The sequence below is a fragment of the Anaerosalibacter massiliensis genome, from assembly GCF_024623155.1.
Classification (GTDB): Bacteria; Bacillota; Clostridia; order Tissierellales; family Sporanaerobacteraceae; genus Anaerosalibacter; species Anaerosalibacter massiliensis.
Genome location: NZ_JANJZL010000006.1, coordinates 81,891 through 95,031, shown reverse-complemented (window position 1 = coordinate 95,031; position 13,141 = coordinate 81,891). Strand labels below are relative to the sequence as shown.

At 29.7% G+C, this 13,141-nt stretch carries 12 protein-coding genes; 9 read left to right on the top strand and 3 right to left on the bottom strand.

Translation table 11 applies throughout. From position 1 onward, the window contains the following. Window positions 1-11: 11 nt before the first annotated feature. Entirely contained in the window at window positions 12-1,181 is a 1,170-nt protein-coding gene (locus tag NSA23_RS10185; RefSeq protein ID WP_257490503.1) for a dicarboxylate/amino acid:cation symporter, read from the bottom strand. 236 nt (window positions 1,182-1,417) lie between these two features. Here NSA23_RS10185 and NSA23_RS10180 point away from each other — a divergent pair, with 236 nt between their 5' ends. The 6 genes from NSA23_RS10180 (at window position 1,418) to NSA23_RS10155 (ending at window position 7,416) form a co-directional block, all read left to right on the top strand. Further along, the gene (locus NSA23_RS10180; protein ID WP_042683385.1) at window positions 1,418-2,107 is read left to right on the top strand and encodes an MtnX-like HAD-IB family phosphatase; all 690 of its coding nucleotides are present in this window, start codon (window positions 1,418-1,420) and stop codon (window positions 2,105-2,107) included. Window positions 2,108-2,274: 167 nt separating this feature from the next. Further along, on the top strand, window positions 2,275-4,296 hold the full coding sequence (locus NSA23_RS10175; RefSeq protein ID WP_042683386.1) for a BglG family transcription antiterminator: 2,022 nt from the start codon (window positions 2,275-2,277) through the stop codon (window positions 4,294-4,296). A 36-nt stretch (window positions 4,297-4,332) separates the two neighbouring features. Further along, window positions 4,333-4,794, top strand: coding sequence for a PTS sugar transporter subunit IIA (locus tag NSA23_RS10170; RefSeq protein ID WP_042683387.1), 462 nt, complete (start codon window positions 4,333-4,335; stop codon window positions 4,792-4,794). A gap of 6 nt (window positions 4,795-4,800) precedes the next feature. Beyond that, the gene (locus NSA23_RS10165) at window positions 4,801-5,082 is read left to right on the top strand and encodes a PTS sugar transporter subunit IIB (protein ID WP_042683388.1); all 282 of its coding nucleotides are present in this window, start codon (window positions 4,801-4,803) and stop codon (window positions 5,080-5,082) included. Window positions 5,083-5,093: 11 nt separating this feature from the next. After that, the gene (locus tag NSA23_RS10160; protein WP_042683389.1) at window positions 5,094-6,362 is read left to right on the top strand and encodes a PTS galactitol transporter subunit IIC; all 1,269 of its coding nucleotides are present in this window, start codon (window positions 5,094-5,096) and stop codon (window positions 6,360-6,362) included. A 25-nt stretch (window positions 6,363-6,387) separates the two neighbouring features. Continuing rightward, window positions 6,388-7,416 (top strand): zinc-binding dehydrogenase, encoded by a 1,029-nt coding sequence (locus NSA23_RS10155; protein WP_257490502.1) that lies wholly within the window; start codon window positions 6,388-6,390, stop codon window positions 7,414-7,416. Window positions 7,417-7,475: 59 nt separating this feature from the next. Here NSA23_RS10155 and NSA23_RS10150 read toward each other — a convergent pair whose 3' ends face one another. Further along, the gene (locus NSA23_RS10150) at window positions 7,476-8,525 is read right to left on the bottom strand and encodes a DmpA family aminopeptidase (protein ID WP_222704836.1); all 1,050 of its coding nucleotides are present in this window, start codon (window positions 8,523-8,525) and stop codon (window positions 7,476-7,478) included. 112 nt (window positions 8,526-8,637) lie between these two features. Further along, complete coding sequence (locus NSA23_RS10145; protein ID WP_042683391.1) at window positions 8,638-9,552, bottom strand: DUF2935 domain-containing protein; 915 nt, start codon at window positions 9,550-9,552, stop codon at window positions 8,638-8,640. A gap of 219 nt (window positions 9,553-9,771) precedes the next feature. On the opposite strand from NSA23_RS10145, the gene NSA23_RS10140 reads away from it, so the two are divergent. The 3 genes from NSA23_RS10140 (at window position 9,772) to NSA23_RS10130 (ending at window position 13,135) form a co-directional block, all read left to right on the top strand. Then, the gene (locus NSA23_RS10140) at window positions 9,772-10,407 is read left to right on the top strand and encodes a GntR family transcriptional regulator (protein WP_187116715.1); all 636 of its coding nucleotides are present in this window, start codon (window positions 9,772-9,774) and stop codon (window positions 10,405-10,407) included. A gap of 50 nt (window positions 10,408-10,457) precedes the next feature. Next, window positions 10,458-11,411: a C-terminal binding protein gene (locus tag NSA23_RS10135; RefSeq protein ID WP_257490501.1), complete on the top strand. Its 954-nt coding sequence runs from the start codon at window positions 10,458-10,460 to the stop codon at window positions 11,409-11,411. A gap of 272 nt (window positions 11,412-11,683) precedes the next feature. Beyond that, window positions 11,684-13,135 carry an alanine/glycine:cation symporter family protein gene (locus NSA23_RS10130; RefSeq protein ID WP_042683393.1) on the top strand — a complete coding sequence of 484 codons (1,452 nt, stop codon included), beginning with the start codon at window positions 11,684-11,686 and terminating at the stop codon, window positions 13,133-13,135. The last annotated feature ends 6 nt before the right edge of the window (window positions 13,136-13,141 follow it).

Sequence of the window (13,141 nt, the reverse complement as noted above, 5' to 3'; positions counted from 1 at the left end):
AAGTATTAAATTTAAATTTTTTTACTAGGTTTATGAATGGTATCCATAATAACTGCTATTGCATTATCTCCTGAGATATTACATGCAGTTCCAAAACTATCTTGTGTAATATATAAAGCTATCATAAGAGCAATTTGTGCATCATTGAAATGCAAAATAGATTGAATAACTCCAAGTGCAGCCATTACAGCACCACCAGGAACGCCAGGCGCAGCTACCATAGTAATACCTAACATAGCTATAAATCCAAACATTTGGGAAAATGTAAAAGGCATACCATTTAACATCATTACGGCAATAGCACAGCTAGTTAAAGTAATTGCACTACCAGATAGATGAATTGTTGCACAAAGAGGAATTACAAATTCCCTTATACCTTGGGATACTCCATTTTTTTCTGCAACTTCTAAATTAACTGGAATAGTAGCAGCAGAAGATTGAGTACCAATAGCAGTCAAATATCCTGGTATCTGGTTTCTAATCATCTTAGGAAAGCTCTTTTTTCCAATGGCGGAAGCAATTAAAAACTGTATTATTATAATAGTAAAATGAGTAGCAAGTACTATTAAAAATACTTTCCAAAATACAGATAAGATTCTAGCTACTTCACCTGCATAAGTCATATTAGCAAATATACCTAATATATGAAAAGGAAGTAGTGGAATAATCACTCTTGAAATAGTCTTTTCCATAATTTGTTGAAACTCTACAGATGCATTATAAAGAGTTTTTCCCTTTATAGCAGCAATCCCCAGTCCCAATAGGAATGCTATGACTAAAGCAGTCATTACGTTCATAAGAGGCGGGATCTCTACAACGAAAAAAGGTTCTAAAAGTTTATCTTCTGGGTTAGCTGCATTTGAAAGAGCATTTGCAGTATGAATAAATTTAGGGAAAATACTAGTTGATACTAAATAAGCTAAAAAACCAGCTATTAAAGTAGAACCATAAGATATAGCAGTAGTAATACCTAATAACTTTCCAGCTCCTTGGCCTAAATCAGCAATTCCTGCTACTACAAAACCTATGATGATAAAAGGTATGGCAAAGTCTAGGAAATTACTAAAAATCGAATTGAAAGTTACAAATATCCTAACTCCTCCTGCAGGTAGAATATTCCCAATGATAATACCTAGTATAATTGCAATAATCAGTTTGGGGACTAATCCTAATTTTCTCATACAAATTCTCCTTTCTATATTTTATATTTTGAATTATGGTTTTACTTAAATATGCCTCCTTTCCTTATATAAGTAAAAAGTGCTACTTAATTCATAATATTCTATATAAGTATTCAAATTCCCTTTTAAATTAGTAAAATAGTTTAAATATTTATTCAAATGACAAAGTATGATTATTTGATATAATAAGGTTTGGCTTAAAAAAGTACTTTAGATAAGGTGGTGCATTTTAAAATATGTTTAAAATTGAAGATTTAAATAATTCTATAATACTATCTGATTTTGATGGTACAATAACTACCTTTGATACTAATTATAGATTGTTTAATATTATTGGTAATGAAAAAACTAAAGAGATAAGTAAAGAACTTTTAAAGGGAAATTTAAGTATGAAGACTGCAGCAAGATCTCAATTTGAGAATCTTGAATTAGGCAAAAAAGCTTATATAGATTATATATTAAATGAGATAGAAATCCAACCAGGGTTTATCAAGTTCTATGAAAACATAAAAAAATATAATGTGGATTTCGCTATAGTAAGTGGAGGATTTTTAAATGGAATTGAAGTGTTCTTAGAAAAATATGGAATTACTGATATAAAGATATATGCAAATGAATTAGTTTTTAAAGGGAATAAAGTAGGGGTAAAGTTCTATGATGATATCCATGGATATGAAGAAAAAGATTGTTCCTGTGCATTTAAACCCTCTGGGAATTGCAAGGTGAAATTTTATAATGAATATAAAAAAGATTATGATAAAATAATATTCATAGGAGATGGCTCTACAGACTTAGGAATAGCAGAAAAGGCAGATATATTATTTGCAAAAGATTCATTAGCAGATTATTGCAATAAGAAAAATATAGAATTCATTAAGTGGAAAGATTTTCGTGATATAAATAAAATGATTTTCAATAAGAGATAAGATTAGGATTTAATGAAATTAAAAATTCCCTATAAATTAGAAAATAAAAAAATCTAGTTTATAGGGAATTTTAGTTTTTAAATAGTATAAAAGCTTACTAAATATTAACACAACTTTGCACTTTTTATTTATAAATAAGCTTTATATAATAAAGATAGGTGGTAGAGATGGATAAGAGAACTAATGATATCATTAATAGTATTCTTTTAAATGAAGAAGTTCAGATTGAAAACATTGCTAAAAGTCATAATGTATCTAGTAGAACAATTAAAAATGATGTTGATAAGATAAACAAGCTTTTTCAGAAAGAAGATTATGTTTTAATTGAGATATCTCAAGAGGGAAAACTGTTTTTCAATAAAAATTATGACACTAGATCAATATTGTCTACTATTTATAAAAATAGTGATTATTATAATTATAAATTATCTCCAGAGGAAAGAAAAATAATTTCAATTATTATCTTATTAAATGCTGATGATTATATAACAATTGATGACATAGCAGATCATATTTTTGTAAGTAGAACTACTATAATTACGGATCTGCCTGATATAAAAGAATGGATTGAGAAAAATAATTTAATTTTATTTTCAAAACCAAGAAGAGGCCTTAAGATAATTGGCTATGAAGTTGATAAAAGAAAAGCTATATTAACTTTCATATATGAAAGTTTAAATACCCTTGGTTTAAATAAAGTGGGTAAGAGCATTTTTCATATTCTTTTATTAAAAGAAATAGAACAAGCCCTTAATATAAGAGATTTAAAACTAATAATAAATACTGCAGAAATAAAAAATGGTTTAGAATTGACTGATGATTCTTATAAAGAAATATTATACTATCTTATAGTTATAGTTAATAGATGGGAAAATGAAATAGATATAGATATTAAAAATGATAATGTAATTAAAGGCGATCCTAAATATTATATGGCAGAAGAAATAATTAAATTTATATCTGAGAAATATAGATTGCCGTATTGTAGTATCGAAGCTGTCTTATTATACAAAGAGATTAATAAAAAAACTTTCATTAAAGATTATATAAAACCTAATAAAAATACTTTGAAAATACAGATGCTGTCAACTGAATTTGTATATAAAATTAGTAAAGACTTAAACATTGTAGAACAATTTCAATATGATTTCTATAATTTTTTGATAAATCATATAGAGTCCACAATTGCGAGAATGAAACAAAGCAGTAAAATAGATAATCCTTTTAAAAATGAATTAAAGTATTTATATCCAGATATATTTGAAATAATAAAAAAACATGTTCAACCTATAGAAGAATATGCTGGACAAATAATGAATGAAGATGAAATTGCTTATATAGCAATGCATATTATAGCAGCTATAGAAAGGAAAAGGCATGGAGATAGTGATATCAAGGTGTTGCTTATATGCTCAACTGGTTTTGGTACAGCGTTATTTTTAAGCGCAAAGTTGAAAAAATATTTTAATTTTAATATTGTGAATATTCTTTCTGCTCATAGTTTAGCAAATTATAATACAAATGAAATTGATATTATAATCTCCACAATAGCAATAGATTCCTTGAAAGATAAAACTATAGTTGTTAATCCAATACCTACAGAACAAGATATAAGTCTGATACAGAAAGCTGTTTTTAACATTAGACAAAAGAAAGATTATTCTAGAAATAAACTAAATGAAAACGTTACAAATGGACTAGTTTCAAGTAAAACTGGAAGACAAAAATACTTATATGAAATTTTAACCGCTGATAACATAATTCTTGATGGTAGTGCAAAAAATTGGCAGGATGCCATAAGAAAGTCAGGGAACATATTATTAGAGAAAGATTATATAGAAGAAAGATATATTACTGCTATGATAGAAAATATTAAGGAAAATGGGTCTTACATAGTTTTTGCTCCTAATGTTGCAGTACCACATGCTAGTCCATCTGATGGAGCAAAAGGTGTTCATATAAGTATGTTAAGACTTAAAAAACCAGTAAAATTTAATCATGAAAAAAATGATCCAGTAAAGTTTATATTCTGTTTAAGTGCTTTAGATAATAGAGATCATCTCAAGGCATTTATCAATCTTCTAAAGTTAATAAGTAATAAGGATATGATAAAAATAATTGAGGAAGTTGATAAACCTAAAGAAGTTATCAATATAATAAAAAAACTTGAAGAGAAAATACTTATATAATGATAAACCTGATCATTAATAAAGGAGAGACAAACCGTGGAAATTGCAAAGTATGTAAAAAAGGAACTAGTAGATATAGAGATAAACTGTGAAAATAAAGACGAATTATTTAATAAAATATATGAGGAAGCTTTTAAAAATAAATATGTAAAAAAAGGTTTTTTAAAGAAAATCAGAGATAGAGAGGAAAAATATCCAACAGGAATAGAGCTATCTAAATATAGTGTTGCTATACCTCATACAGATGCTGAACTTGTTAATGAGCAGTTCATATCCATAAATATTTTAAAGAATCCAATATCTTTTAATCTTATGGATGACTCAAGCAAGAAGACAGATGTAAGTATAGTCTTTGTTCTAGGATTGAATAAACCTGACGAACAGTTAATTATATTAAAAGAAATGATTGCTCTAATTCAAAATGAAAATATTATAAATGGTATGTTAAATGCAAAGTCTGAAAGTCAAATACTAGAGATTATTCAGCAGGGGAGGTGAGAATAAATGAAAAAACATATATTGGTTGCATGTGGAGCTGGAATTGCAACTTCTACTGTTGTTACTGAAAGAATTACAAATTTATTAAAAGATAACAATATAGATTTTGAAATTACTCAATGTAAGATTGCAGAAGTTTCATCTCTTGCAAATTCAGCAGATCTAATTGTATCTACAACTATCCTACCAACGAAATATGATATTCCATCACTAAATGCCATTTCTTATATTACTGGTGCAGGTGAGAAAAAATTAGACCGACAAATAATAGATATGTTGTCTAAATAGGGGGTAAAAAAATGAATTTAATGGAAATTATTCAGTACATATTGGGTTTAGGACCTACTGTCATAATACCTTTAGCCATTTTGATAATAGGTCTAATATTTGGTACAGGATTTAAAAAGGCTCTAAAATCTGGGCTAACAATTGGAATTGGATTCGTGGGAATAAACTTGGTCATAGGTTTACTAAGTGATAGTTTAGGACCAGCTGCACAACAAATGGTTGAAAGATTCGGACTAGAATTGACAGTTATTGATATGGGATGGCCAGCAGCTGCTGCTGCCGCATGGGCATCACCTGTAGCAGCTATTTCTATCCCGATTATTATCGTGGTTAATATAATTATGATTTTAACTAAAACAACAAAAACGCTTAATATCGACTTATGGAACTACTGGCATTTTATTGCTGGAGGGGCTACTGGTTATATATTAACAAACAACTGGTTTTTTGCAATACTCTGTGTAATATTAATGGAAGTAATGACTTTATTTATAGCAGATAAAACAGCACCAATGGTTCAAGAGTTTTACCAACTTGATGGTGTGTCATTACCAACAGCCTCAACAGCATCCTTTGCACCATTGGGAATGATAGCTGGTGCATTAGTAGAGAAAATACCAGGAATAAACAAACTACATGCTGATCCAGAATCTATACAGAAAAAATTTGGAATTTTTGGCGAACCAATGATGATGGGCATAATTATTGGTGCAATATTAGGTATATTAGCTGGGTATAATGTAGGCGGTATTATCAATATGGGCATTAACATGGGGGCAGTTATGTTTCTAATGCCTAGAATGGTTAAGATAATCATGGAAGGGTTAATACCAGTTTCTGAAGCAGCAAGGAACTTACTTCAAACTAAATATGGAGATAGAGATTTATATATTGGTCTAGATGCAGCAGTGGCAGTTGGACATCCTTCAGTAATGGCAACAGCATTAATACTGGTTCCTATTACATTATTTTTAGCTGTTATTTTACCAGGGAATAAAGTTTTACCATTTGGAGATTTAGCTACAATTCCATTTTTAGTTGCATTTATAGTAGGCAATAGAAAGGGAAATATAATACATTCAGTAATTACAGGAGCTATAGTAATGGCATTTGGTCTATATATGGCAACAAATTTTGCTCCAGTATTTACAGAGATGTTAATTCAAGCTAAGTTTACTATGCCTGAAGGAGTAGCTCAAGCATCTAATTTAGATACAGGTGGTAATTTGCTAAACTGGGCAATTCTTAAATTGTCACAACTATTGTCAGGAATATTTTAGTTATAAGACTTAGGAGGCAGATATTATGAAAGCACTTACAAAAGTAAATCCTGGTTATGGAAATCTAGAATTATTAGAAATTGAAGAACCACAGGTCAAAGATAATCTAGTAAAAATAAAAGTAGAATATAGTGGAATTTGTGGATCAGATATTCATTCATATAAAGGAGAGTACAAGGTAAATGTACCTGTAGTATTAGGGCATGAATTCGCAGGGATAGTAACAGATGTAGGAAGAGATGTTACTAAAGTAAAAGTAGGTGATAGGGTAACAAGTGAAACTACTTTTAAAATTTGTGAAGAATGTGATTTTTGCAAGAGTAAAGACTATAATTTATGTCCTGTAAGGAAGGGAATAGGAACTCAAGTAGATGGAAGTTTTGCTGAATATGTGTTATCAAGAGAAGAAAGTGTTCATGTTTTACCAGACAATGTGAGTACTTTAGCTGCAAGCTTAACAGAGCCTCTAGCTTGTTGTGTTCATGCAGCTTTAGAAAGAACTTTAGTCGATAAAGATGACATAGTTCTAATTATAGGACCTGGACCTATGGGGTTGCTCTTAAGCCAAGTAGCTAAATCTCAAGGAGCCTATGTTATTTTATCAGGAGTAAGTAAAGATAGAAAAAGATTAAATCTTGCTTTAGAGCTTGGTGTAGATTTAGTAGTTGATTCAAAGACAGAAAATTTAGACAAAATAGTAATGGATAAAACTAATGGATATGGAGCTAACAAGGTTTTTGACTGTTCTGGAGTAGTTTCAGCTGTAAATCAAGGATTAAATTTAATTAGAAAGCAAGGAGATTTTGTACAGGTAGGAATTTTTGCTGAGAAATATAATAAAATAGATTTAGAGTCTATAGTTCAAAGAGAAATAAGATATATCGGTAGCAGATCCCAAAAACCAAGTTCATGGATTACATCTTTAAAACTTTTAGAGGAAGAAAGGGTAAATGTAGAAGCTTTAGTAACTAAAATAGTTGAACTAGAAAACTGGAAAGAAGCCTTGAACGCAGTATTAGAAGGAAGTGAAGTAAAGGCAATTATTAAATCTTAAAATATACCCCCTGATACCAGGGGATATATTTATATTATTCGTTAAGTATACAAAATTATTTAATCCAAAGGCAGTAATTCATTAACATAATCTTTTAAAGAATAGACAATATGTCCATCTTTTCCCTTAGTAGTATTTGAACATATTAAGGAATTGAGTATTGCTTCTTCCGTTGCTTCAGATACAGCTTTAAATACTTTATTTATATTTGCTTCATTAATTATTTTCATATTTAATATTGTATTTTCCTCAAAATGATTAATAATATTGGCTGTGGAAAATCCTATTGCTATTTCCCCACTATTATGACCTATAAATCCACCAGTTTTGGCAATTCCCGGTTCAACTCTTTTAATTACTCTTTTTAATTGCCTAGAAGAAAGAGGAATATCTGTAGCAACTATTAATATTATGGAACCTTCTTCCTCTTTTTCATCTTCAGGTTTTATGATATTTTTTAGATTTTTCCCAACGAAATTTCCGTTTATTATAAGATCCTCCATATCACCAAAGTTGGAGAGGACAAGTACTCCTACAGTATAAATCTCGTTGTCAATACTTACTACGCGAGAAGATGTGCCAACACCGCCTTTTAATTCATAACAGACCATTCCAGTTCCAGCACCTACATTTCCCTCTTCAAAACTAGAACTTGCATTTTTTATAGCTTCAAACACATGATAATCTTTTACATGAAGTTCTCTAATATCATTTAAATAGCTATCATTGCATTCACAAATAATAGGATTTATAGATTTTATATTTTCATCAATTGAAAGCATAAATTTCACTAAGCCTTCATGAGCTGCTCCTACACTTAGAGTATTTGTAAGCATTATAGGGGTTTCTATATTACCTAATTCTTCTATTTGTAGCAATCCTGTACTTTTTCCAAAACCATTAATCACATGGCAAGCTCCCACAACTTTTTTTCTAAATATATTTCCAGTATGAGGTAGAACTACGGTGATGCCTGTTTTTATTTTATTATTGTTTAAAGTAACATGGCCTACTTTTACTCCCTCTACATCAGTAATAGAGTTATTTTTACCTGTGTTCATATTTCCAATAGGTATATTGAAATCTCTAATTCTTTTTTGTGTTTTCAAAATACTCACCCTTTTAATTTTTTAAAGATTATATTATATATTCTATAGAGGATTTCAAAAATCCTTTTATTTTATACATAATGTAAAAAGCAGCTAAAATTTTAGCTGCTTTTTAACATTGCATAAATGAATTTAATATTCTTATATAATGATTAGCTTCTCTTAGGATATGATCTCCTAAGAGTGGATAGGCCATAGCTTTAATTTGACAATTAATAAGTCCTTCTGTTCCTTCTCGTTTAAAATTTCTTATTCCAACAGTAGCTTCTAGGCTTTCTTCTGTAAGTTCTGGTATTGAAGGCTTATCTTCATTAGCTTCTTCAACTAAATCTTTGAAAGTATTAGCATAGTCATTAGAAGTATTAAATAGTTCTACTTCAGTAGGGTCAAGTAGACCTCTTATAAACAATGCATGTTCTTCCATTATTGTATTCCAAAATATTTCCTGTTCAAGTATTGTTTCTTTGTTTTTATCTCTAGATGGATTTTGTAGTTTCATTAGGGTTTTCAAATAAAGCCTTGCTTCTCTTAAAATATGGTCTATAAGTAGATGATATAAATTAATGAATATTTTGCAATTTGATAGTTTATTAAGAATTCTTTCTTTTAAATTTATTACTGCAGAAACTAAAGTTATAGCTCTGTCATTTATATTATATACTTCTTGTTCTATTTCAGGAGTGAAACAAAACTCTGGATTTGATCTCAAATTCATTTCAAGTTTTGTAATATTAGTATCTATACAAATTCCAGTATAGAAATTAGATATTTCTTCAGATTCTAGTGTAATAGGAGTAATTAATTCTCCAGAATTTAATACTTCTTCACTTAATATGCCATTAGATATTGAAACAATTTCCATTAATAATTTTTCCATATCTTCTTTAAGATTATCAGCTTCTAATATATGATTACTATCTTTAATCATAAATGCAGCTTCCATAAATATTAAATGTTCCTTCATTATTCTTCCAAAGAATAAGTTAGTTTCTAAAGACATTCTTATATAATCTTCTCTAGGTAGCATTTTTACCTCCCTCATTCATTTTATAGTCATAATAGAATATATTAGTTTGTTTTTATATTTATTACTATTTCAGTAAGGTATAAATGGAATCATATATTTTATTATATAAAATAGTTAGCACTATGATATAATGAATGCAGTTGAAAATATTTTAAATCTATACAGGGAAGGAGATGTGGGAATAGTATGAATTTGCCACAGATAAAAAGCAGGGGAAGCTTGACAGAGAAGACATATAATACTTTGAAAAGAGCAATATTAGATTTAGATTTAAAACCTGGACAACTTTTGACAGAAGAAGAACTTTCAGAACAGCTTGGAGTTAGTAGAACACCATTAAGGGCCGCTTTGAATAAACTTGAATATGAAAATTTAATTAAAATAACACCTGGTAGAGGAACTTATGTTGCTGAACTTTCATTAGAATACATGGAAGATATTTTTGATGTTCGAGAAGCTGTGGACATGCTTTCAGTAAGGTTGGCTGCAGAAAGGAAAACAGATGAAGATATAAAGGAAATGGATTATTTAGTAGAACAACAAGAGTTATTACTTAAGGATAAAGAATTTGATGTGAAACAGTTTATCAAATTAGATATAGACTTTCACTGTATTATATCTAAGGCAGCTAATAATAAAGTACTAGAGAGACTGACTTTACAATTAGTGGAAAGTTATAATAGATATATTTTAGCAGCTCCATTTTTAGATAGGGCAAGTACTATAGTTTCAGAACATAAACAAATAATAAAGGCAATTAAAGAAAGTAATGGAGAAGAAGCTGCAAGAATAGTACAGAATCATGTAAATGATATAAGAGAGAGTCTAAAAGAGAGAATTAAAAAGATTTTATAATTATAGTTGTACACAAACACAAAAACAAATCATAGGATGGTGTATTAACTGTGTCTGAAAAGTTTAATGTAGTTGTCCATAGTTTAATTGTAGATGAACCAGATATAGAGGAAAAAATATTATCTCCAATAGCAGATATAAGGTTTATACCTAATGATAATAAATATGATTTTTATAAAGCTATTTTAAAAGCTGATGGAATAATAATAGCAGACAGGGAAATAGATTCAAATGCTATAAGTAAAATGAAAAGATGTAAGGTGATTTCAAGACAAGGAGTTGGAATAGACAATATTGATGTAAATGAAGCTAAAAAAAGAAATATAGTTGTAGCAAATATTCCAGATTATTGTACTGAAGATGTGGCTAATTATACAGTAGCTAGTATATTATCTATAACCAGACATATACATATATATAATAAACATGTGAAGGAAGGACTATGGAGTGTAGGTAGTGTCTTTAGTACAAATAAATTTCCCCCTATAAGAAGAATTAGCACTCAAACACTGGGAGTGGTTGGATATGGAAGGATAGCAAGGTCTGTTATAAAGAAAATGAAAAATTTTAATGTTAATATTTTAGTTTACTATCCTAGGGCAGACAAAAGAGTTGAAAATAAAGAAGAAATTGAATTTGTTGATTTTAAGACATTGTTAAGAAGTTCTGATATTATCACCTTACATGTTCCTTTAACAAAACACACTAAATATATGTTTGATATAGAAGCATTTAAAATAATGAAAAGAACTTCCTTTCTTGTAAATACGTCTAGAGGATCTGTAGTAAATGAAAAAGCTCTATATATAGCTTTAAAAGAAAGGTTAATTGCAGGAGCAGCTATAGATGTTATGGAAGAAGAACCTCCTAAAAAAGATAATCCTTTATTAAATCTAGATAATATAATTATCACACCTCATATGGCATTTTTATCTAAGGACTCTTATGAAGAGATGAGAAGGAAAGCAGCAGAAAATGTTAAAAACATATTATTACATATATAAGAAGACTTCACAATTGATAGTATTTTAACAATAGTTTAAGAGATATAAGGGAAAAGCAAGTTTTTTGACTTGTATTAAGCAATTAGTCTAAAATATAGCCAAGATTGGGCGTTGAAGTATAGAAATTATGGCTATATAATTCATTGTATACAAACACATACACAAATCCGCCAATGGTGAATCTATCCACTGAAAAGAAAATGCTTTAGTAAATTTGATGTATGCAAAATTTTTTGAATTCTTCAAATTTTAAAAATAAGGGAGGAATTTACATGGAATTATTTTCAAAGATTGTTGGATGGCTATGGGGGCTTCCTTTAATTATTATGATGACAGTGACAGGACTTTATTTTACTATTGGCTCAGGATTTTTTCAGTTTTCAAAATTTGGACATATAATGAAAAAAACTTTTGGCTCTATTATGGGTAAGGAAAAAGATGAAGGTGGTGAAGGTTTACTTTCTTCATTTGAAGCTATAAGTGTTGCTATAGGAGGATCTGTAGGTGTTGCTAATATTGGTGGTGTAGCTACAGCAGTAGCAGTAGGTGGACCAGGAGCAATATTTTGGATGTGGTTGTCAGCACTTTTAGGGATGATTTTAAAGATGACAGAAGTATCTTTAGCAGTATATTATAGAAATAAAGATGAAAACGGCATCCCGTTTGGTGGTCCTACATTCTATATGGAAAAAGGATTGGGAGAAGAAAGAGGAATTAAAATATGGCCTGTATTGGCAGTAATATTTGGTGCAGGAATATTCTCAACATTTTTCCTAACATTACAAAACTATACTGTATCAGAGGCTATCGGCAATACATTTGGTATAAGTCTTATAACAGTAAGTGTTGTTTATGTAATCTGTACTTATTTAATCATAAGTGGTGGTATTCCAAGTTTGGGTAAGGCCGCAGCAAAGATTGTTCCTTTTATGTGTTTATTCTATATAATTGGTGGTCTTATAATAATATTTAAAAACATTACTGTACTTCCTCAAGCACTTGGAATGATAATAAAAGGTGCTTTTACAGGTACAGCAGCTGTTGGTGGATTTGCCGGAATGGGAGCTATGCAAGCTTTGAAACTAGGTATGGCAAGGGCAGTATATAGTAATGAAGCTGGTTGGGGTACTTCTCCAATGATTCATGCTACAGCAAAAGTTGAACACCCAGTAAAACAAGGGCTTTGGGGAGCATTTGAAGTATTTATAGATACAATTGTAGTTTGTACAATAACAGCATTGGTAGTTATTATGACTGGACAATGGTCAACAGGACTTGATGGAGCAACATTGGCTTTAACTGCTTTTGAAGTAGGATTAGGTAGATTTGGAAGGATAGTAGTTGCATTTTCTATATTCTTGCTTGGACTTTCAACAACAACTGGTTGGTATGCATACTATGAAGTTGTTCTTCGTCATCTATTCAAAAATAGACCTGATATAAAAGACAATATTCTTAAAGTATATAGGTGGGTATATCCTATACCAGGAATGCTTCTAGTAATTATGGCTGTGACAAGTGGACTACCAGGAGCAGCAGTATGGTTGTTTGGAGATTTCACATCAGCTATTCCAACTTTTGCAAATGTTATAACTATAATGATATTGAGCCCTACTTTCTTCAAACTTGTTAAAGACTATAAAGCAAGATATTTAGGAATAGGTAAGGTAGATCCACATTTTGCAGTATTTTATGAAGATGGAAAGAAAAAAGCATCTAAGTAATTAGCA

Excerpts from the sequence above, each read along its gene's own strand:
- NSA23_RS10185 (WP_257490503.1), bottom strand. The coding sequence starts at position 1,181 with ATGAGAAAATTAGGATTAGTCCCCAAACTGATTATTGCAATTATACTA.
- NSA23_RS10130 (WP_042683393.1), top strand. The coding sequence starts at position 11,684 with ATGGAATTATTTTCAAAGATTGTTGGATGGCTATGGGGGCTTCCTTTA.
- NSA23_RS10180 (WP_042683385.1), top strand. The coding sequence starts at position 1,418 with ATGTTTAAAATTGAAGATTTAAATAATTCTATAATACTATCTGATTTT.
- NSA23_RS10155 (WP_257490502.1), top strand. The coding sequence starts at position 6,388 with ATGAAAGCACTTACAAAAGTAAATCCTGGTTATGGAAATCTAGAATTA.
- NSA23_RS10145 (WP_042683391.1), bottom strand. The coding sequence starts at position 9,552 with ATGCTACCTAGAGAAGATTATATAAGAATGTCTTTAGAAACTAACTTA.
- NSA23_RS10160 (WP_042683389.1), top strand. The coding sequence starts at position 5,094 with ATGAATTTAATGGAAATTATTCAGTACATATTGGGTTTAGGACCTACT.
- NSA23_RS10175 (WP_042683386.1), top strand. The coding sequence starts at position 2,275 with ATGGATAAGAGAACTAATGATATCATTAATAGTATTCTTTTAAATGAA.
- NSA23_RS10165 (WP_042683388.1), top strand. The coding sequence starts at position 4,801 with ATGAAAAAACATATATTGGTTGCATGTGGAGCTGGAATTGCAACTTCT.